The sequence below is a fragment of the Pyrinomonas sp. genome (assembly GCF_040289685.1).
In the GTDB taxonomy this organism is placed as follows: domain Bacteria; phylum Acidobacteriota; class Blastocatellia; order Pyrinomonadales; family Pyrinomonadaceae; genus Pyrinomonas.
The window spans coordinates 23109-42023 of sequence record NZ_PSLQ01000013.1; the positions used below are offsets into that span (position 1 = coordinate 23109).

Annotated in this window: 16 protein-coding genes, 2 tRNA genes, 1 other RNA gene and 1 pseudogene; 16 read left to right on the forward strand and 4 right to left on the reverse strand. The window is 60.6% G+C overall.

The features are described from left to right. The first annotated feature begins 240 nt into the window (after positions 1–240). From C4334_RS04870 to C4334_RS04915, 10 genes are all read left to right on the forward strand, one after another. Complete coding sequence (locus tag C4334_RS04870) at positions 241–3393, forward strand: TonB-dependent receptor domain-containing protein (protein WP_502943400.1); 3153 nt, start codon at positions 241–243, stop codon at positions 3391–3393. Between the two features lie 103 nt (positions 3394–3496). After that, positions 3497–3868, forward strand: a complete 372-nt coding sequence (locus C4334_RS04875; protein WP_352430965.1) for a helix-turn-helix domain-containing protein — start codon at positions 3497–3499, stop codon at positions 3866–3868. Positions 3869–4011: 143 nt separating this feature from the next. Next, the gene (gene pstS, locus C4334_RS04880) at positions 4012–5085 is read left to right on the forward strand and encodes a phosphate ABC transporter substrate-binding protein PstS (protein WP_352430966.1); all 1074 of its coding nucleotides are present in this window, start codon (positions 4012–4014) and stop codon (positions 5083–5085) included. A gap of 63 nt (positions 5086–5148) precedes the next feature. Further along, the gene (gene pstC, locus C4334_RS04885) at positions 5149–6150 is read left to right on the forward strand and encodes a phosphate ABC transporter permease subunit PstC (protein ID WP_352430967.1); all 1002 of its coding nucleotides are present in this window, start codon (positions 5149–5151) and stop codon (positions 6148–6150) included. Between the two features lie 21 nt (positions 6151–6171). Next, the gene (gene pstA, locus C4334_RS04890) at positions 6172–7002 is read left to right on the forward strand and encodes a phosphate ABC transporter permease PstA (protein WP_352430968.1); all 831 of its coding nucleotides are present in this window, start codon (positions 6172–6174) and stop codon (positions 7000–7002) included. Between the two features lie 9 nt (positions 7003–7011). Next, on the forward strand, positions 7012–7860 hold the full coding sequence (gene pstB, locus C4334_RS04895; RefSeq protein WP_352430969.1) for a phosphate ABC transporter ATP-binding protein PstB: 849 nt from the start codon (positions 7012–7014) through the stop codon (positions 7858–7860). A 20-nt stretch (positions 7861–7880) separates the two neighbouring features. Then, complete coding sequence (phoU, locus tag C4334_RS04900) at positions 7881–8540, forward strand: phosphate signaling complex protein PhoU (RefSeq protein WP_352430970.1); 660 nt, start codon at positions 7881–7883, stop codon at positions 8538–8540. A gap of 172 nt (positions 8541–8712) precedes the next feature. Then, complete coding sequence (locus tag C4334_RS04905) at positions 8713–9450, forward strand: response regulator transcription factor (RefSeq protein ID WP_352430971.1); 738 nt, start codon at positions 8713–8715, stop codon at positions 9448–9450. A gap of 32 nt (positions 9451–9482) precedes the next feature. Beyond that, on the forward strand, positions 9483–10760 hold the full coding sequence (locus C4334_RS04910) for a sensor histidine kinase (protein ID WP_352430972.1): 1278 nt from the start codon (positions 9483–9485) through the stop codon (positions 10758–10760). 7 nt (positions 10761–10767) lie between these two features. Beyond that, positions 10768–10914: a hypothetical protein gene (locus C4334_RS04915; protein ID WP_352430973.1), complete on the forward strand. Its 147-nt coding sequence runs from the start codon at positions 10768–10770 to the stop codon at positions 10912–10914. A 5-nt stretch (positions 10915–10919) separates the two neighbouring features. Here C4334_RS04915 and C4334_RS04920 read toward each other — a convergent pair whose 3' ends face one another. From C4334_RS04920 to C4334_RS04930, 3 genes are all read right to left on the reverse strand, one after another. After that, positions 10920–12440 (reverse strand): SLC13 family permease, encoded by a 1521-nt coding sequence (locus tag C4334_RS04920; RefSeq protein ID WP_352430974.1) that lies wholly within the window; start codon positions 12438–12440, stop codon positions 10920–10922. Between the two features lie 3 nt (positions 12441–12443). Further along, the gene (locus C4334_RS04925) at positions 12444–13853 is read right to left on the reverse strand and encodes a sigma-54-dependent transcriptional regulator (protein WP_352430975.1); all 1410 of its coding nucleotides are present in this window, start codon (positions 13851–13853) and stop codon (positions 12444–12446) included. Between the two features lie 254 nt (positions 13854–14107). Beyond that, positions 14108–14842 (reverse strand): zinc ribbon domain-containing protein, encoded by a 735-nt coding sequence (locus C4334_RS04930; RefSeq protein WP_352430976.1) that lies wholly within the window; start codon positions 14840–14842, stop codon positions 14108–14110. A gap of 461 nt (positions 14843–15303) precedes the next feature. Here C4334_RS04930 and tadA point away from each other — a divergent pair, with 461 nt between their 5' ends. From tadA to C4334_RS04960, 6 genes are all read left to right on the forward strand, one after another. Then, positions 15304–15807, forward strand: coding sequence for a tRNA adenosine(34) deaminase TadA (gene tadA / locus C4334_RS04935; protein WP_352430977.1), 504 nt, complete (start codon positions 15304–15306; stop codon positions 15805–15807). Then, positions 15793–15882, forward strand: a tRNA-Ser gene (locus C4334_RS04940). Before tadA ends, C4334_RS04940 begins: the two co-directional genes overlap by 15 nt. Before the next feature lie 28 nt (positions 15883–15910). Beyond that, positions 15911–16000, forward strand: a tRNA-Ser gene (locus C4334_RS04945). Between the two features lie 281 nt (positions 16001–16281). Continuing rightward, positions 16282–16381: signal recognition particle sRNA small type (gene ffs / locus C4334_RS04950), an RNA gene on the forward strand. A gap of 40 nt (positions 16382–16421) precedes the next feature. After that, entirely contained in the window at positions 16422–18224 is a 1803-nt protein-coding gene (gene dnaX, locus C4334_RS04955; RefSeq protein WP_352430978.1) for a DNA polymerase III subunit gamma/tau, read from the forward strand. 300 nt (positions 18225–18524) lie between these two features. After that, positions 18525–18731: a DUF5683 domain-containing protein gene (locus C4334_RS04960; RefSeq protein WP_352430979.1), complete on the forward strand. Its 207-nt coding sequence runs from the start codon at positions 18525–18527 to the stop codon at positions 18729–18731. Here the strand turns inward: C4334_RS04960 and C4334_RS04965 are convergent. After that, positions 18728–18915: pseudogene (locus tag C4334_RS04965) on the reverse strand (metallophosphoesterase); the annotation flags it as partial. The gene C4334_RS04960 and the pseudogene C4334_RS04965 overlap by 4 nt on opposite strands.

Genomic DNA, 18915 nt, shown 5'->3' on the forward strand with positions numbered 1-18915 from the left:
TTGGTCCGCGTGCCGACCTCGACGCGAAGCTTTACTCACCTGCTGAGCGCCGAGGCGGGCGTCAGCGCCGATCTGCCGCCCGTGCTGACCAACAGCAACGGCAACATCTCGCCGTCGGTCAACGGAACGCGCACCACTTCGACAAGCCTCTTTTTCAACGGCATCGACGCGACCAACATCACGACCAACGAAGGGTCGCTCAACGACAACATCGCGCCTGCGCCTGAGACGCTCGCCGAAGTGAAGCTTCAAACGAGTCTTTACGATGCTTCAACGGGGCGAAGCGGCGGCGGCAATTTCCAGCTCGTCACGCGCAGCGGCACCAATCAACTCAATGGAACGGTCTATTACTATCTCCAACACGAGAAATTCAACGCCAATGATTTCTTCTTCAACCGCGACGGAATCGAGCGCCCGCGCGCGCGCCGACACGAAGGCGGGTTCACTTTAGGCGGCCCGATCGTCAAGGATCGTTTCTTCTTCTTCGGCGGTTACCAGCGGACCAAAGCCAAGACCGGTTTCGTCCCAACGGCGAGCAGCATTACGGTGCTGCCTGAAGCCTTGCGCTTGATTCAGGGCGAGCGCACCGCCGAAGCTTTGGTCGCGGCCTTCAAACAGCTCAATCCGAACTTCCCGCTCACAGTCCAGCAGATCTCGCCCGTGGCGCTGCGCATTCTGAACCTTCGCAATCCGGCAACCGGCGACTTTTTCGTTCCCACGCCGCGCGCCGGAATAGCGTCCACCTTCCGCGATCAGACGGTCGGGCAGTGGGTTGGTGGGAACCCGTTCGTCCGGCAGCGCAACGTCTTTCCGGCGGAGTTCGAGCAGGATCAGTTCACCCTCCGGCTCGATGGACAGTTGACGGCGGCCAACCGTTTGAGCGGCACTTTCTTCTTCGCTGATTTCCCCGGTTTCGATCCCTTCCCAGATCCGTCGAGCCTTGCCTCGCCCGTGACGTTGAAGCGCAACGATCGCAACCGAACGCTGGCCATCTCGGATACGCATGTCTTCAACGCCAATTTGATCAATGAAGCCCGCTTCGGCTTCTTCTACTTGAACAACACGCGCCAGTTGGACGACCCGTTTCTCGCGATCACCAACGAATCGGTAGGCGTGCCCAACCCAGCAACCTTCTTCGACAACAGCCCCGGAACGCAACGACTGGGCCACTACATCTGGCGCAACAACCTGTCGAACCTCTCCTTCGGTGGACCCAACGACTCATTCAACCGACGTAAACAGCAAACCTTCAGCTTCGCCGACAACTTGACTTATGTGCGCGGCGAGCACACCTTGCGCCTCGGCGGCGAGTTCAAGCGCCACCAGTACGATACCAACCTGCCAGAGGAGCAGGCGACCGAATTCGAGAAGTTCGAAAACTTCACGCAATTCCTCGCCGGTTTCGGCACCGAAGCGGATACGCAATTCGGCGTCACAGACAAAAGCTTTCGCTTCCGCGATCTCAGTTTGTTCATCGCCGATGATTGGAAAGTCAATCGCCGCTTGACTTTGAACCTCGGCGTGCGTTGGGATTGGTTCGGCTGGCCCGAAGAGAGGCAGGGACGCATCGGCAATTTCGATCTCGCTTTGCTCAACAACACGGAGAACCCCGTCAGCGGCTTCATCGTGCCAAGCAACGTGCAGCCAACGGGCTACGTCGTCATCGACGAGGCCATTGCCGCTTCGACCAAGGTGAACAACAAGCACACGCTGAAGGGGCAAGATCTGAACAACTTCGCGCCCCGTGTCGGTTTCGCCTACTCGCCGCTCGACAGCGGTCGGTTGGTGGTCCGCGGCGGTTACGGCATCTTCTACGATCGCCCAAGCGCTGCCTTCATCAACACCGTCTTTTCGAACTACCCCTTCTTGCGCGAGATCGAAGTGACCGCGCCAACGCGCGCTGTGCCGCTTGACCGGGCCTTTTCGCAGCAGTTCCCAAACGATCCGAACTTCGCCTTCAACCGCTTCTTGCCGAACCGCATCCAGTTGGTCCGCAGCGGCAACGTCATCACCTACGTCATCCGCGACAATACGCCCGTCACCCGTCAAGCCGACGGGACCAACAACCCGATCGACATCGTGACCGGACAACCTTCGCGCGGCAACATCGCCGAGACCTTTGAATTTCGTGCCGTCGATCGCAATCTGCGCACGCCCTACGTGCAACAATGGAACCTTGGCGTGCAATTCGAGCTGACGCCCAACCTGTTGCTCGAAGCGCGCTACGTCGGCACCAAAGGGACCAAACTCCTTCAGGCCGTGGCCTTCAATCAAGGTTACGACCTGAATGATCCGGCGACGCCCGATCACATCTTTCGGCGCTTCAACGAGGCTTACAACGCCGCGTATCAAGTCGAGGTGGCGCGCACAGGGAACGCCAACGCGCTGCGTGGGCCGCTGCGCGCTGCTTCCAGCGAACGCGAGCGAGGGCGCGGCATCGCCTTCGGCTTCCCGAATCAGGTCGCCGGCTTGGCGGTTGATTACAACCTGAGCGACCCGAACGGTTCGGTGATCGGCTTTGAAGCGCGTGGACCGATCTTGGGCTTCAACATCCCGGAAGCGTTGCTACTGCAATCGAACGGAAACTCGATCTACAACGCAGCGCAGTTCAGTTTGACGCGCCGTTTCACTGATGGCCTTCAGTTCAACGTCGCCTACACCTTCTCGAAGTCGATCGACACGAGTTCCGCCGATCCAGGCAGCACCGCCGGCAGCGGCAAGCCCGATGTGCCTAACGTGGGCTTTGTCGTGCAAGGCAATCAACGGGACCTGTCAAGCAATCGGGCGCTTTCGGATTTCGACCGCACGCATCGCTTCAGCGCGAGCTTCGTTTACGATCTGCCGAGCTTCGGCTCCAATTCGCGCTTGCTGACCGGCTGGCGGCTCTCTGGTTTCCTGCAGTTCCAATCGGGCACGCCCTTTTCGCTCTTCGCGTCGGAGCCTGAAGTGGCGAACGCAGCGCAATACACGGGGCTGGCGCGCGGTTCGGGTGGACTTTATCGCCTCGGATTTGGGCGGCCCAGCTTGTGTGGGACGCTGGAGCAGTTGCGCCAATCCGGTCCCGATCGCGTGGAGCAATACTTCAATCCGACGGTGCTCTGCTCGCCGTTGACGCCGACGGGGGGCTATCTGGCCAACTTCGGCTTCGGAAGCTTGGGGCGCAACGTGCTACGCGGCCCAGCTCAGCGCCGGTTCGACCTCGGCCTTTCCAAGAACACGCAGTTCACCGAGCGCGTCGCCGTCGAGCTGCGATGGGATGTCTTCAACGTGACGAACACGGCCAACTTCGCCAATCCGAACAACGACCTGCAAGACGGTTCGGACTTCGGCAAGATCCTGAACACCGTCGGCGGCCCGCGCGTCATGCAGTTCGGATTGAGATTGAAGTTTTAAGGCCATCACAGTTTCGCGTCTTTGCCCTTGCGCGGTGGGGAGGATCTCCTCCCCGCCGCGCGAGAGGCTGAAAGCAATCTTCAATGGGAACGCTTTAGCAGCCATGAGACACATCCGCAACCTGAGGCGTCCACCGGCGGCACTGCGCGCTGCTGAGCCGGAACCGGATATCTACGATGATGGGAGATTGAGAGTTGAACACGAAAACTACTACGCCGCGTGCAGCGGGCGACCCATACAGCTTCCGCGCAAAGAGTTCTTGATCCTCTCGCGCTTGGCGCGCAACATCGAGCGCGTCGTGCCGGCAGAGGAGATCTGGCGCTATGCGTGGGGCCGACGTGCGCCGTTCAACCCGGAAAGTTTACACGTCCACATCTACCGCTTGCGGCGGCGGCTTGCGCCCTTCGGGTTGCGCATCGAGACGATGATCAACGTCGGCTATCGGCTGCTCTCAGATGGTGAAGGCGAGGGCTAGGGGCGCGAGCGCGCTTCGGCTTGACTTCATCATGCGGTTCGTAGTTCATTCAAGATTCAGTTCGAGTTCAGAAAAATGTAACATCGTGTGTGTACGCTCGATGGGTTCTACCGACGCCTCTTTTGAGATCGAGGAGATGAAGAATGTCGCATGCTTTCAAGGGCGTGCTTACGGCGGTGTTGTTGGCAACATCGCTCATCTTTCAAGCTTGCAGCGGGCAGCGCGGGCCGGTTGATGGCGGCGTCGTTCGGTTGCAAGGCGCTGGCGCCACCTTCCCCAACCCGCTTTATCAAAAGTGGCTGAGCGAGTACGCGAAGACCAATCCGAACGTGCGCATCGATTACCAATCGATTGGCTCAGGCGGCGGCATCAAGCAGATCGAAGCGCGCACGATCGATTTCGGCGCGACCGACATCCCGGTCGATGACCAAGAGCTGAGCAATTTCCCGCGTGAGATCCTCCACATCCCCACCGTGCTCGGCGCCGTGGTGCTCACCTACAATCTGCCGGAGCTGAAGGAGCCGCTTCGGTTTTCGCCTGAAGTGATCGCCGACATCTTTCTCGGCAAAATTCGCCGCTGGGATGACGCGCGCATCAAGGCCGACAATCCGACGGTGACGCTGCCAGCGGCTGACATCACGGTGGTCCATCGCTCGGATGGCAGCGGGACCACCGCCGTGTTCACCGACTACCTCGTCAAGATCAGTCCCGAGTGGAAGGAGAAGGTGGGTACGGGCACGTCGGTCAAATGGCCGTTGGGACTCGGTGCCAAAGGAAACGAAGGGGTTACCGGACAGATCAAGCAAACGCCGAACACCATCGGGTACGTCGAACTCGCCTACGCTGTGCAGAACAAGTTGCCCGTCGCCCGCATCAAGAACCGAAGCGGCAACTACATCGAACCGACGCTCGATTCGGTGACGGAAGCAGCGGCTGAAAGCGCGGCGAACATGCCGGCCGACCTGCGCATCTCGATCACCGATGCGGCGGGCGCGGCTGCGTACCCGATTGCAAGTTACACTTACATCCTCGTTTACAAAGAGCAGGAGGACGCGGCCAAGGGCAAGGCGTTGGTGGATTTTCTTTGGTGGGCCGTGCATGACGGGCAGCGATTCGCGCGCGAGTTGCAGTATGCGCCGTTGCCCGAAACGGTGGTCCGGCGCGTCGAAGAGAAGCTGCGTTCAATTACTTTTGGAGGAAAGCCTTTGCGGCCTTGAGCTGACGCGGAGAGCCTGTCTCTTCGCCGCTCTTTCGCCAGGCGGCAAGGCAACGGCGAAAAGATGAAGAACGCACAGACCGAAACTCACGCGCCCGTGGCCGCGTATGGTGCGGGCGCGGTCAGATGGCGGCGGGCGCTGTCGCCTACGGGCGATGTGGGCGACGCGATCTTTCGCAGCGCGTTGTTCTTGTGTGCGTTGCTCATGATCGCGTTGCTGGCGGCGATGATCGTGGCGATGGCTTATCGCGCGCGCCTATCTTTCGCCGAGTTCGGTCTCGGCTTTTTGTGGAGCCGCGCGTGGAACCCGGTCGCTGGCGAGTTCGGCGCCCTGCCGTTCATTTACGGCACGGTGGTCTCGTCGCTCGTCGCGCTCGTGTTAAGCGTCCCGTTGTCGATTGGGGTGGCGATCTTTTTGGTCGAACAAGCGCCGAAGAAGATCGCCCGTCCGATCGCTTTTCTCGTCGATCTGCTGGCGGCCATCCCGTCGGTGGTCTATGGGTTGTGGGGCATCTTCGTTCTGGCGCCGTTTGTGCGCGAAGAATTAGGCCCACCGCTGCAACGAGCGTTTGGGTGGACGCCCCTTTTCCAAGGGACGATCACGGGAATCGGCATGCTCACCGGTGGCATCATCTTGGCGATCATGATCACGCCGATCATCTCGGCAGTGGTGCGCGATGTGTTGGCCGCCGTGCCGATGACGCAGCGCGAAGCGGCGCTTGCGCTGGGCGCGACCAAGTGGGAGACGACGCGCGTCGTCTTGGCCAACGGCGCGCCCGGCATCTTGGGGGCCGTGATTCTCGGTTTGGGGCGAGCCATCGGCGAGACGATGGCCGTCACCATGGTCATCGGCAACCGACCGCAGATCAGCCTTTCGCTCTTTGATCCAGCCTACACCATCGCTTCGGTGATCGCCAACGAATTCACCGAAGCGACTGGGGATCTATATCTGAGCGCGTTGATCGAACTGGGCTTGATCCTATTTCTCGTCACGTTCGTCATCAACGCGCTGGCGCGGTTGCTCGTCTGGAGCGTGGCGCGACGCACCCGCTCGGCGCGTGCGTGAGGTAGTGGGAAGGAGGATCGGATGAAGACCGATCAGAGGCGTAGGATCCTGAGCGCGACGATGACGACGCTGACGGCGTTGTGCGCGCTGTTTGCCGTCCTGGTGCTGCTGGTGATCCTCGGCTACATCATCTGGCGCGGCGTCGGCGCGCTCAACTGGCGCTTTTTAATCGACACGCCGAAGCCCGTGGGCGAAGGCGGCGGCATCGGCAACGCCATCGTCGGGTCGCTGCTGTTGATCGCGCTTGCGTCGGCGATGGGCATCCCATTTGGGATCGCGACCGGCCTCTATCTGGCTGAATACGGTGGCGGACGCTTCGGCAACCTCGTGCGCTTCGTCGCCGACACGTTGACGGGCGTGCCGTCGATCGTCGTCGGCGTCTTCGTCTATGCGGTGATCGTGCTGCCGATGCAACAGTTTTCGGCCTTCGCTGGCAGCGTCGCCTTGGCCGTGATCATGGTGCCCATCGTCGCGCGCACAACCGAAGAGATGATCCGCCTCGTGCCCGGCAGCTTGCGCGAGGCGGCGCTTGCGCTGGGCGCACCGCAGTGGCGCGCCACGCTCGGCATCGTCATGCCGGCGGCGGCTTCAGGCATCGCCACTGGCGCGATGTTGGCGATCGCGCGCATCGCTGGCGAAACAGCCCCGTTGCTTTTTACGGCTTTCGGCAGCCGCTTCTTCAGCCTCTACTTGGATCAACCCATCGCGTCGTTGACCGTGCAGATTTACAACTATGCCATTTCGCCCTACGATGAATGGCATGCGCAGGCGTGGGCCGCGACGCTCGTGCTGATGGCTTTGATCTTGGCGATCAACTTCGCGGTGCGTTTCTTCACACGTCGAAGATACTAAGAAGGGGTTATGTCAACGCCAACACCGACGATCAAAGTTGCAACCGAAAGAGAGGCGCGACGCGCCGGCGAGGTAGACCTTTTCACGCCGGTGGTCACGGCGGCACCCAAGATCCGCGTCGAAAGCTTGAACTTCTTTTACGGGCGGACGCAGGCGCTTCACGATATTTCGCTCGACATCCCGGAGCGCGTCGTGATGGCCTTCATCGGCCCTTCCGGTTGCGGCAAATCGACCTTTCTGCGGACCTTGAATCGCATGAACGACATCGTCCCGAACACGCGCATCGAGGGGCGCGTGTTGATCGATGGGCGCGACATCTACGCGCCGGGCACAGATGTCGTCGCTTTGCGGCGCAAGGTCGGCATGGTCTTTCAAAAATCGAATCCGTTCCCGAAATCGATCTTCGAAAATGTCGCCTACGGGCTGCGCATCAACAGGCTGTTCAGCAGTCGCGCCGAACTCGAAGCGCGCGTCGAACAGGCGCTGCGCGATGCCGCGTTGTGGGAGGAGGTTAAAGACCGGTTGAAAGCTTCGGCGCTGGGGCTTTCCGGTGGACAGCAACAACGGTTGTGCATCGCGCGCGCGCTAGCCGTCAAGCCGGAAGTGCTGTTGATGGACGAACCGGCGTCGGCGCTCGATCCGATCGCGACGCAGAAGATCGAAGAGTTGATCGTTGAGTTGAAGAAGAATTACACCATCGTCATCGTTACGCATAACATGCAACAGGCGGCGCGTGTGTCTGACTTCACGGCCTTCTTCTGGATGGGGAAGTTGATCGAAGTCAACACGACCGAGAAGATGTTCACCAACCCGGACCAAAAGTTGACGGAAGACTACATCACGGGCCGGTTCGGTTGAAGCTGACAAGGAGGTCGCTCATGGAGATTCACCGTTCGCTCGATCGCGCGCTCGATGCCCTAAGAGATCGCGTCCTGCTGCTCGGCGGAGAGACCGAGACGGCGTTGCAACGGGCCATGTATGCGCTCGTCGAGCGCGATTCGGACGCGGCACGCGAAGTGCTCAAAAACGACGACGAAATAGACCGGCTCGAACTGGAGATAGATCGCCTGTGCATCGACATCCTCGCGCTCAAACAGCCAGCGGCACGCGATCTGCGCTTCGTCATCTCGGTGGCCAAGATCACGCCGATTCTCGAACGCATCGCTGATCACGCTTGCAACATCGCGCGCGTCGCCATCGATCTCAATGACGAGCCGCAATTGAAGCCCTACGTGGATCTGCCGCGCATGGCCGACCTCGTCTCGCAGATGTTGCGCGCGGCGCTGGATGCCTTCACTTCCGGCGATGCGGCCGCTGCGCGCGCCGTGATCGGGCGCGACGACGAGGTGGATGAGCTTTATAACCGTGTCTTTCACGATCTGATCGAATTGATGGCACGCGACCCGACGACTACGGGGCGCGCCGCGCGCTTGCTCTTCGTCGCTAAACATCTGGAGCGGATCGCCGATTACGTCACCGATATCTGTGAACTGACCGTTTACATGGCCGAAGCCGCTGTGATCAAACATAGCAACTAAGGCGCATTGCTCCCCGGAAACAAACGGCGAGGTTTGACCGTGCTGTGCGTCCCGAACCAAGGCCGCGGCGCTTTGGCGGGCATGCCGAAGACCGCGGCCAACGAAAAGTGACGGGGAAGGCCGTAGAAAGCGCGGTCTTCGTTCCCGTCGCTCACCACTCAGCAAGCGAATTATGCGACCGATTCTCATTATTGAAGACGACGCGGACATCGCCGAAGGTTTGCGCTACAACCTCGAACGCGAGGGTTTGGAGGCGCGCGTTGCGTTGAGCGGAGAGCAAGGGTTGGCGGCGGCGCTCGATCCAATGCGTCCGCCCGCGCTCATCATCCTCGACTTGATGCTTCCTGGAATGAGCGGCTTGGAGTTGTGCCGTCGTTTGCGACGCGAGCCAACGACTCGGCGCACGCCGATCATCATGCTGACAGCGCGTTCGTCGGAGACGGATCGCGTCGCCGGACTCGACCTCGGCGCAGACGATTACATCACCAAACCTTTCTCGGTGCGCGAATTGGTGGCGCGCGTGCGAGCTGTGCTCCGTCGCACCGACGAGATGAGCGCGACGCGATACGAGGACGGACGCCTATCGATCAATTACGATGATATGCGCGTCACTTGCGATGGCCAACCCGTGAGGCTGACGCGCAAAGAGTTCAGCCTGCTGGCAACATTGGCGCGCAGTTCGGGGCGCGTGGCGACCCGTCAACGGTTGCTCGATGAAGTCTGGGGATACGAATATTACGGCGATACGCGCACGCTCGACGTTCACATCCGCCGTTTGCGGCAGAAGCTTGGTCCGTGTGGCGAGTGCATCGAGACGGTAGTCGGCGTCGGCTACCGCTTCATCGGTTGTTCGGACGCGGATAAAGAGTCGAGCGAGGATAATCCGCGCGCGCCGCAAAAGAAGGCGTAGTTTCTTGGAGGACTCTCTTCGCGTAAGAGACTTTGTGTGGACTCATTGACATGGCACACAAGCGCGCCCTGATGTTCATCTCGGTTGCCGTTGCGCTTGCCGTCGCCGCGTTGTGGGCGTATCCGCTACATCTTTTAGTCGCGGTCGCATGTTTAATGCTTGGGCTTCTCGCTGCGCGAAGCCCATCGCCGGCCCAGCAACGGACTGCGCCCGCGCTAGCCGAAGGGAGAAGTGAAGCCGCAGATGCGATGGGGGGACGCGATGCCGCAGATGCGATGGCGAGCGCGCTTTTGGACGCCACCATGCAGAGCATGCGCGAGGGCGTCATCGTCGTCGATGGCTACACGCGCGTCATCGCGGCCAATCGCGCGGCGCTCGATCTTTTCGCCGCGGGGCGCAACGAGCTGATCGGAAAGCGACTGAGCGAATTGACGCGCAACCCGGCGATTCATGCCGCTTTTCAAGCGGCGTTGGGGAGGAGCGAACGCGCCGAAGTGAAGGTGGAGACCTATGGCGGCGAGCGGCGCGTCTTCGATCTGCGCGTCGCTCCGCTGCAAGGGCCGGCGCGACGCGGTGGCGCGCTCGGCGTCTTCTTCGACATCACGCGCCTCGAACGACTGGAGCGCGTTCGCCAAGAATTCCTCTCCAACGTCTCGCACGAGCTGCGAACCCCCTTGACCTCGATCCTCACCTTCGTTGAAACGCTCGAAGAAGGGGCTATCGACGATCCGCAAAACAACCGCCGTTTTCTCGGCGTGATCCGCAAGAACGCCGAGCGGATGCGTAACCTGATCAACGACATACTGGAACTATCGGCGATCGAATCGGGCAACGTGCGCGTTCAGATCGTGCCGGTCCAGTTGCGCGCCGCGGTGCAGGACGTGTTCGCGGCGCTCGCGCAGCAGGCCACACAGCGCGGCATCGAATTGCGAAACGAGATCGCCGAAGGCGTGTCCGTGTCAGCCGATGAGCAGCTCTTGGAGCAGATGCTGACGAATCTCATCGACAACGCGATCAAGTTCAATCGCGAGGGTGGGCGCGTGACGGTGCGATACGAGCGGCGCGATGGACGCCACCGCATCACGGTCGAAGATACGGGCGAGGGAATTGCGCCCGAGCACCTCGAAAGGATCTTCGAGCGCTTCTATCGCGTCGATCGTGCGCGCTCGCGCGAGCAAGGCGGAACCGGGTTGGGACTAGCGATCGTCAAACACTTGGCGCGCGCGCATGGGGGCGAAGCTGTGGCCACGTCGGTCCCCGGTCAGGGTTCCGCCTTCACAATCGAACTGTCGGACGGCAATAGCGATTGAGGCGAACATGAATGAAAGCGACGAGATCTCTTTTGCGCTCGGCCCACGCTTCGGCGCGGCGATGATGGTTGAAGCGAAGGCGGACGCAAGCGCCTCCTGCGTTCGATCGCGCGCCATCTTCCCCGAAACGGAGATGTTGGGGAAAGGCGTATAAATAACCTACGGTCGAATCAAGGGCGTGAGCAACCGGACCATGGTGACGATCACGACGACGCCGGCGATGTCGAGCAGAATCCCATAGCGCACCATGCGCATCAAAGGAATGTAGCCCGATCCGTAGACGATCGCGTTGCATGGCGTCGAGACGGGCAACATGAAGCCCAAACTGGCACCAAAGGTTGCGCCGAGCGCTGGCTCCAGCGGATCGGCGCCGGTTGCGCGCGCGATGGCGATCACCACGGGCACGACCATGTTGGCCGAAGCCGTGTTGGAGGTCGTCTCCGAGACGATCGTTGCGACCAGCGTCGAGGCGACGAGAAGACCGAGACCGCTCGTCCACGGAAGAAGCGAAGTCAACCCCTTGCCGACCGCCTCAGCCAACCCCGTTTGAAACGACAGAACCCCAAGCGCGAACCCGCCGCCGTACAGTAAGATGACGCCCCAGTCTATACGCATCGCCTCGTCCCAACTGATGGCGCGTTTCTCGCCGTTGCCCGGAAGCAGGAAAAGGAGCGCCGCGCCGATGATGGCGGCCACCCCTTCGGGCAGGCTGCGATTGAGCTGTTGATAAAGGGCGCTCTTTTCGCCGACGACGAGCGCGACGATGCCGGGCATGATCCAAAGCAGAATGGTGACGCTGAAGGCGATCAGCGTCGAACGTTGACCGCGCGTCCACACGCCTAAGCTTTCGCGTTCACGCCGAAGGGCATCGCCGCTGCCTTTGATTTCGCCGACGCCCGCAGGGCAGAAGAAGTTCAAGTAAGCGAAAAGAAAGAGGAAGAGGAGCACGACTACGGGCACGCCGATCGCCATCCATTTGAAGAACGAAAGCTCGACGCCGACCAATTGCCGGATGAAACCCAATCCGATGACGTTGGGCGGCGTGCCGATGGGCGTCGCCAGTCCGCCGATGGAGGCGGCAAACGATGTCATCAACATCAGACCGGTGGCGTAACGACGGTCGATCTTTCGTCCCGCTATCTGCTCGGCGCGAAAGAAGAAGGCGAGAATCGCCATGCCGATGGCGAACATCATCGCCGTGGTCGCCGTGTTTGAAATCCATGCTGAGATAAAGGCCGTCACGGCGCCGAAGACGAAAAGGATGCGTGACGGGCGCGCGTCGACCCACGACATCGAGAGGGCGCTGAAAGCGAGCCGCCGGTCCAGTTCGTGAAGAAAGATGGCGCGCGCCAAAATAAACGATCCGATGAAAAGAAAGATCAACGGGTCGGCGAAGGGAGCGAAGACGTCTTTGGCTGGCGCTACTTGTAGAACGACGCACGCTGCTGCCCCGATCAACGCTGTTGCTGGCAACGGGAGCGCTTCCGTGATCCAGAGCGTGATCACCGCGGCCATCACCGCTGCCAGACGATGCGCTTCCGGTTTGAGCGCGGCGAACTCAGCCAAGTAAATGAGCGTGAAGGCGATGGGAGCTAAGGCTAGTCCGAGTCGCCGACGCACGCGGTCAAAGCGCGCCTCGCTCTCTGTTTTCGGTTCGAGCGCGTGATCGATGGATGCCATCCGTTATGGGCGTTGCTGAAGGTTGTACGCCTTGATTTTTGAATTGAGCGTCGTCGCGTTCATCCCGAGTAGGCGCGCGGCGCGCGATTGGTGCCAGTTGGTCTGTTCCAGCGCGCGGCGGATGAGGTCCATTTCAAACCGACGCACTTCGTCGTAGAAGTTGATGCCGCGTCCGACATCGAGCGCGGCGGCGGCAGCGTTCGGCGCTGGCGTGCGATGAATGATGCGCTGCGGATCGCTGATCTCCGGCGGCAAACATTCGACCGTCAGCTCATCGCCCGGCGCGATGACGACGGCGCGCTCGATGACGTTTTCAAGCTCGCGCACGTTGCCGGGCCAGGAATAGTTTTCAAGACGCGCCAGCACTTCGGGCGAAATCTGCTCGGAGACGCGGCGACCGTTCTCCGTGTTGTACTTGCGGATGAAGTGCTGTGCCAGCGGCAAGATGTCTTCGCGCCGTTCGCGCAGCGGCGGAAGCTCGATCGGGACGACGGCAAGCCGGTAATAAAGATCTTCGCGAAACTGCCCTTGTCGCACCGCTTCGCGCAAGTCGATATTGGTCGCGGCGATGATGCGCACATCAACGCGCCGCGGCGCAGTATCGCCGAGCGGCGTGAACTCGCGCTCTTGAATCACGCGCAACAGCTTGGCCTGCATTTCAAACGGCAGGTCGCCGATCTCATCGAGAAAGATGGTTCCACCGTCGGCGACTTCGAAAAGCCCCTTTTTGGCGGCGATGGCTCCGGTGAAAGCGCCTTTGGTGTGGCCGAAAAGCTCTGATTCGAGCAGTTCCGAAGGGATGTTGAGCGAATTGACGACGACGAACGGTTTGGAGGCGCGCGGGCTTTGCTCGTGAATCGCTTTGGCGATCAGCTCCTTGCCCGTACCCGACTCGCCCGTAATTAGCACCGTCGAGCGGGCCGCAGCGACTTGGTCCACGAGACGGAAGATCGCCTGCATGGCTTCGGAGCGTCCGATGATGGCGCCGCGATCGACCTCGCGGCTCATTGCGCGGCGCAACGCTTGACGCTCCTCCTCTTTGCGCCGTCGCCGCACACCAGCGGCGACGGTCTGCGCGATCTGCTCGTTTTGAAAAGGCTTTCTGATGCAACCGAAGGCGCCGCGCTCCCACGCTGCGATCGCCGTATCGAAGGTCGCATAAGCCGTGATCATGACGACGACTGCTTCGGCATCGAGTTTGAGTATCTCCTCGAGCGCGCGTAGCCCGCCCATGCCCGGCATGGATACGTCTAGCAGCACGACATCATAAGGCCGACGCGCATAAGCTTCCACGCCCTCTTCGCCCGTCTTTGCGAGTTCGACGCGGTAACCTTCTGCTGAGAGCAGCGTCTCTAGCACATCGCGCATCACTTCTTCATCATCGACGACGAGCACAGACCCCTTTTTCGCCATGACGTTTTCGATCTCCGCCCAAAGCTATTAAGCCAAAACATTTTACCACGATCGCTTCGGACGAACGCCTTGCGCTTGGTCAGGCGATCGTGCTTGGCAAGTAGAACTCGGTGGCATCTTCTACGGAGTAAGTGGCATCTGCTGTGGTTCGCTCGTGATCGAACGCGAGGCCCGCCGCCCGGCGCTGCAAGGCCGCAGCCGCCAGTTGCCGTGGCGCTGTCAAGGTTTTCGCGGCCTAGGCCTTGCGGCGGATGTCAAGAGGCCACTTTGGATTCGGTCTTTTGAGGCACGTAGTATAGTATGCGGCTGCAGTTGTCGCAGAGGATGATCTCGGTGCCGCGTCTGATTTCGGCCATGACTTGCGGGCGCAGCGCCATGAAGCAGGCCGTGCATGAACCGTTGCGCGCTTCCACGACGGCGACGCCATCGCGCACGCGCGCGCTGATGCGGTCGTAAAGAGCGAATATCTGGCGCGGCAAAGATGCGGCCAATTGCTCGCGCTCGCGCTGGCGCACTTCAAGGGCGAGCGCCTGTTGATGGGTTTGCTCCTCGAAGCGACGGAGTTTCTCTTCAAGCTCGGCGCGCAAGCGCTCGATCTCCGGCTCGCGCTCTTTGATCTGCGCTTCGGCCTGCTCGATGATCTCCATTTGCTCGAGAATTTGCGTCTCGAGTTGTGAGATCTGTTTGCGCGCCGCATCTATTTCGCGAATCGCCGCCGCGTAATCCTTCTCGTTTTTAGACGACATCAAATTCCGCTCGGCCCTTTCGGCGCGCGCGCGCGTCTCCTCTAGGGTTCGTTCCAGTTGATCGCGCAGTTTTCGGGCTTCATCGCGCTGATTTTCAATGGCCCTAAACTCGAAGGCGCGCTGTTCGAACTCCGTTTCGATCTCAGCGCGCCTTTGCGGAATGGAATCGAGTTCCGATTTCAAGTGGCGTATTTCCGTGTCAAGATGCTGTAGGGCGATTAATTGCTCCAGTTCCTTTATCACTCTCGTCTTCCTCCACGCGCCGCGCAAATCGCGCGCTTCGCCTAAAACCAACATGATCTCATATTTGGCCGAAAGCGGGCAAGCGTCTCGCCATAGACCAATGCGCGACGTCACCCCTCAGGGGCGACGTTAATTCGACGAACGAACTCTCCCCCTATGCTTGGCGCAAGGAGCGCGCGGACATGAAGCGACGCGGCGCTCGATGCAGAGAAGTTGACCGTGGTGCCAACGCAAAGTTTCGATTCGTCGCTCCTTAGCGCGTGAGTTGCTCACAAAAGTCCAATCGCTAAACAAGCCTCTCTTGACGGCGGCGTGAGGCGTCAGCGCGACACAAAACCGAGATGCTGGCGTGAAAAGCCTCTCTTGACAGCGGCCTGAGGGCAGCCTATCATTATCGTTTGCCTCGTTATGAAAGCGGGGCATGAAAAGAAACGATTGAAACGGGCACAAAGCGCATCCTTATGGGTTTGACAAGCGAAGAGGATGCGCGGTGGATGCGCGTCGCGCTCGAAGAGGCGCGCAAGGCAGCCGGGATGGGCGAGGTCCCCATCGGCGCTTGCATCATCGATGAGCGGGGCGAGTTGCTGGCGGCAGCAGGTAACCGCACGCGCACTGACTGCGACCCGACGGCGCACGCTGAAATCATCGCGCTGCGTTGCGCGGCGCAACGCGCAGGCAACTACCGGCTGACCGGCGCGACGCTTTACGTCACCATCGAACCGTGTGCGATGTGCGCTGGAGCGATGGTGCAGGCGCGCATCCGGCGCTTGGTCTTCGGCGCACACGACCTACGTGCGGGGGCCGTGGAATCGGTCTTCCGCATCTGCGATGACCGACGGCTCAATCATCGGATCGAATGGCGCGCGGGCGTGCTTGAAGAAGAGTGCCGAAGGTTGATTCAAACCTTTTTCAAAGGGAAGCGCCAAGCTGAGAGTTGTTCGCTTGAGTGCGGAGAGGTCGCATAGTGGTTTAGTGCACCGGTCTCGAAAACCGGAGCGGTCGTAAGGCCGCCGTGGGTTCGAATCCCACCCTCTCCGCCATTGATCTTTTCGAGCGCATCTGTGGCGCGGAGAGGTGCAGGAGCGGTTTAACTGGCAGCACTGGAAATGCTGTGTACGGGGAACCGTACCGTGGGTTCGAATCCCACCCTCTCCGCCATCAACGCTTTCAAGTCGGGCTGGCTTGATGCCGACTCGTTGCGGTTCAAGCCGGCCCTCTTCGCCATTAACCCGCAAAAGGTTCTCGCGCGACATTGAAAATCCAAGCTGTGGCGCGCTCTGAACGGGCTTCTTGGCGCAAACGGCAGAGCGCGCCCCGCGCCGAGCCGACTTTTGATGAATCGGAGTTTGACAAACCTTCCGCTTGCTGAAAGAATCTACCAGTCACGTGCCGAAAAAGAGAGTTCGAAAGTTCGGCGCGATCTCTTTCGACTTATCAGGCTCCGGGCTCCGCACAACGCGGCGCCGGTGAACCCCGCCAGGCCGGGAACGGAGCAACGGTAGCCGCGCGACGCGTGTGTTGCGGGTCGGTCCGGAGCCTGTCCACCAGCGAGAAGGCGCGAGCGAGATCTTCGGAAGATATGTCCTACCAGTCGATCGCGCGCAAGTGGCGTCCGCAGACCTTTGACGATGTCGTCGGTCAAGAGGCGATCACGCGCACGCTGCAAAACGCCATCGCCCATGAGCGCATACATCACGCATATCTTTTCGCCGGTCCACGCGGGACGGGAAAGACGACCACCGCGCGCCTGTTCGCCAAAGCGCTCAACTGTCAGCGAAGCGACGGTCCGACGACGAAGCCCTGCGCAACCCTCGACCAAGCGTGCGCTTCGTGTCGTGAGGTGGCCGAAAGTCGCTCCATCGACGTGCTGGAAATAGACGCCGCGTCCAACACCGGCGTCGATAACGTGCGCGAGGCGATCATCAACACGGTCGCCGTCGCTCCGGCGCGCGATCGCTACAAGGTCTTCATCATCGATGAGGTGCACATGTTGTCGGGCGCGGCCTTCAACGCGCTCCTGAAGACGCTCGAAGAGCCGCCGCCCCGTGTGGTCTTCATCATGGCGACCACCGAAAAACAGAAGGTTCCGGCGACCATTCTCTCGCGTTGTCAAGATTTCACGTTTCGCCACATTTCGCTCGCCAAAATGGTCGAGCGGTTGCGGCTGATCGCTGCAGCCGAAGGGATCGAAGCCGACGCGGGAGCGCTTGTCGAAATCGCGCGCGCTGGACAAGGCTCGATGCGCGACGCGCTCTCGGCCTTCGATCAAGTGTTGAGCTACTGGAGCGAAGGGAAGCTCACGCCCGAAGCGGTTCGCTTTGCGCTTGGGATTACGGGGAAGGATGTGCTCACGCGCACGGTGCGCGGCATCGCGGCAGGTGACGTTGCCGAACTGTTCGCCGTGGTCGAAGAATTGGTCTCGCGCGGGACGGACTTGCGCTCCTTCTGTCGCGAACTGCTGGGTCACCTGCGCGATCTTCTGGTGGTGCGTGTCGCCGGAGCAGACGCCACGATTATCGAACGGTTGCCCGAAGAGCGGCTCGAACTGGAAAAAGAAGCGGCGCTCTTTTCGGAATCGGATCTCGTCCGATTCTTTCATAGCCTGACGGAGACTGAACGGCTCCTGCGAGAAAGCGCCCATCCGCGTTATCAGCTCGAAATCGGTCTGGTCAAACTCGTCGAAATGGGGCGCGTCGCGCAGTTGGCGCAGGTCATCGAGCGTCTCGAAAAACTCGAAGCCAAGCTTCGTCAAGGCGTCGTCTCTTCGATGGGCGGCGCAAGCGCTACTTCTGACGCCAAGAGCGGCGTAGGCACCTCGCACGAGCGACCCGTCGAAAGCCACAGCGCGACTCGCTCTTCGATCGCGCTCGCGCGTGATGCGACCGGTTCGAGCGTTGCTTCGCGCCCCGCAACTTTGCGCCTTGTGGCGGACAACACAACTGCCGAGGAGCCGCCCAAGACCGAATCCACAACGAAAGATAATCCCTCACCATCGGCGCAAGACCTCACCGCGGAACTGAAGCGAGCGCTCGAAGCGCGCGCGCGTCCGCTGCTTGTGGTCGCCATCGAAGGCGCAAGCCGCGTTCAGTTTCAAGGCAATGATCTCTGTTTCGAATTCACCGCTGAAAACAAGCACTTGCGCGACGTCATCATGCGTGCTGATCACGTCCGTCTGTTGCGTGAAGTCTGCCATGAACTGACCGGGCGCGAAATGGGAGTGCGCATCGCCGTCGCGGGTGGCGTTTCGCCGAAAGATGAACGGGAGCGCGAACGCGAACGCTTGCGCGAGTGGGCCGAGAGTCATCCGACGGTGAAGAACGTACTGCGCAAGTTTCGCGGCGAGATCATCGACGTGCGCCCCATTGACGAAAAAGAGCACTAAAGCGCTGACCATTTTCGTCCGATCGCCTTGTTTACGTCCTCTGCCGAATCTCAGCTTCAAATTAAGCGCAGTTAGTCCACCGTTTCGTTCAGTTACCTCGATCATGCGCGCGCGGTGCGGGCAACCCCGAATGCAGAGGTTTCGTCGGCAAGCGGCCAGAGTCAACTCGTTCTCTTTCGTTGTGCGCCGGAAGCTCCTTCTAGCGCTACTTGCGTGCGTGCCCCCGCGCGCCGGAAGCGCGTGCACTACCGAACCTGCAGCGCGCATCAAACGTATAGTCAGAACAGGAGGTAGTCTGAAATGCGTGATCCAGCGCTAGCGGGCATTTTGAGTTTGCTCATTCCAGGCGTCGGCCAGATATACAACGGTCGAATCTTAGCGGGCATCCTCTGGTTGATCATCACGCCCGGCTTTTGGCTCGGAACGGGCGGCTTTCTCGGTTGGATTTGCCACCTCGTCTCGGCTTATACAGCGTACAAGTACGCGCGCGAACATCCCGTACGCTAGCGGCGCAGCACGATGACGGAGATTTCAGGACGCACGCCGAAACGTATGGGCAGGCCAATCATGCCGGTGCCGCGCGAGACATACATCTTGCTGCGGTTGCGCTCGTACAAGCCGCTGATGAACCTAAATTCCGGGATGAAACGGGCTGGAGCGCCAAGCAGCGGCAGGCTACTATGCAGATCGG

Coding starts and splice junctions, on each gene's coding strand:
- C4334_RS04905 (WP_352430971.1), top strand. CDS start 8,713: ATGCGACCGATTCTCATTATTGAAGACGACGCGGACATCGCCGAAGGT.
- pstB (WP_352430969.1), top strand. CDS start 7,012: ATGTCAACGCCAACACCGACGATCAAAGTTGCAACCGAAAGAGAGGCG.
- C4334_RS04925 (WP_352430975.1), bottom strand. CDS start 13,853: ATGGCGAAAAAGGGGTCTGTGCTCGTCGTCGATGATGAAGAAGTGATG.
- C4334_RS04875 (WP_352430965.1), top strand. CDS start 3,497: ATGAGACACATCCGCAACCTGAGGCGTCCACCGGCGGCACTGCGCGCT.
- C4334_RS04920 (WP_352430974.1), bottom strand. CDS start 12,440: ATGGCATCCATCGATCACGCGCTCGAACCGAAAACAGAGAGCGAGGCG.
- pstC (WP_352430967.1), top strand. CDS start 5,149: ATGAAGAACGCACAGACCGAAACTCACGCGCCCGTGGCCGCGTATGGT.
- pstA (WP_352430968.1), top strand. CDS start 6,172: ATGAAGACCGATCAGAGGCGTAGGATCCTGAGCGCGACGATGACGACG.
- pstS (WP_352430966.1), top strand. CDS start 4,012: ATGTCGCATGCTTTCAAGGGCGTGCTTACGGCGGTGTTGTTGGCAACA.
- C4334_RS04960 (WP_352430979.1), top strand. CDS start 18,525: ATGCGTGATCCAGCGCTAGCGGGCATTTTGAGTTTGCTCATTCCAGGC.
- phoU (WP_352430970.1), top strand. CDS start 7,881: ATGGAGATTCACCGTTCGCTCGATCGCGCGCTCGATGCCCTAAGAGAT.
- C4334_RS04915 (WP_352430973.1), top strand. CDS start 10,768: ATGAATGAAAGCGACGAGATCTCTTTTGCGCTCGGCCCACGCTTCGGC.
- tadA (WP_352430977.1), top strand. CDS start 15,304: ATGGGTTTGACAAGCGAAGAGGATGCGCGGTGGATGCGCGTCGCGCTC.
- dnaX (WP_352430978.1), top strand. CDS start 16,422: ATGTCCTACCAGTCGATCGCGCGCAAGTGGCGTCCGCAGACCTTTGAC.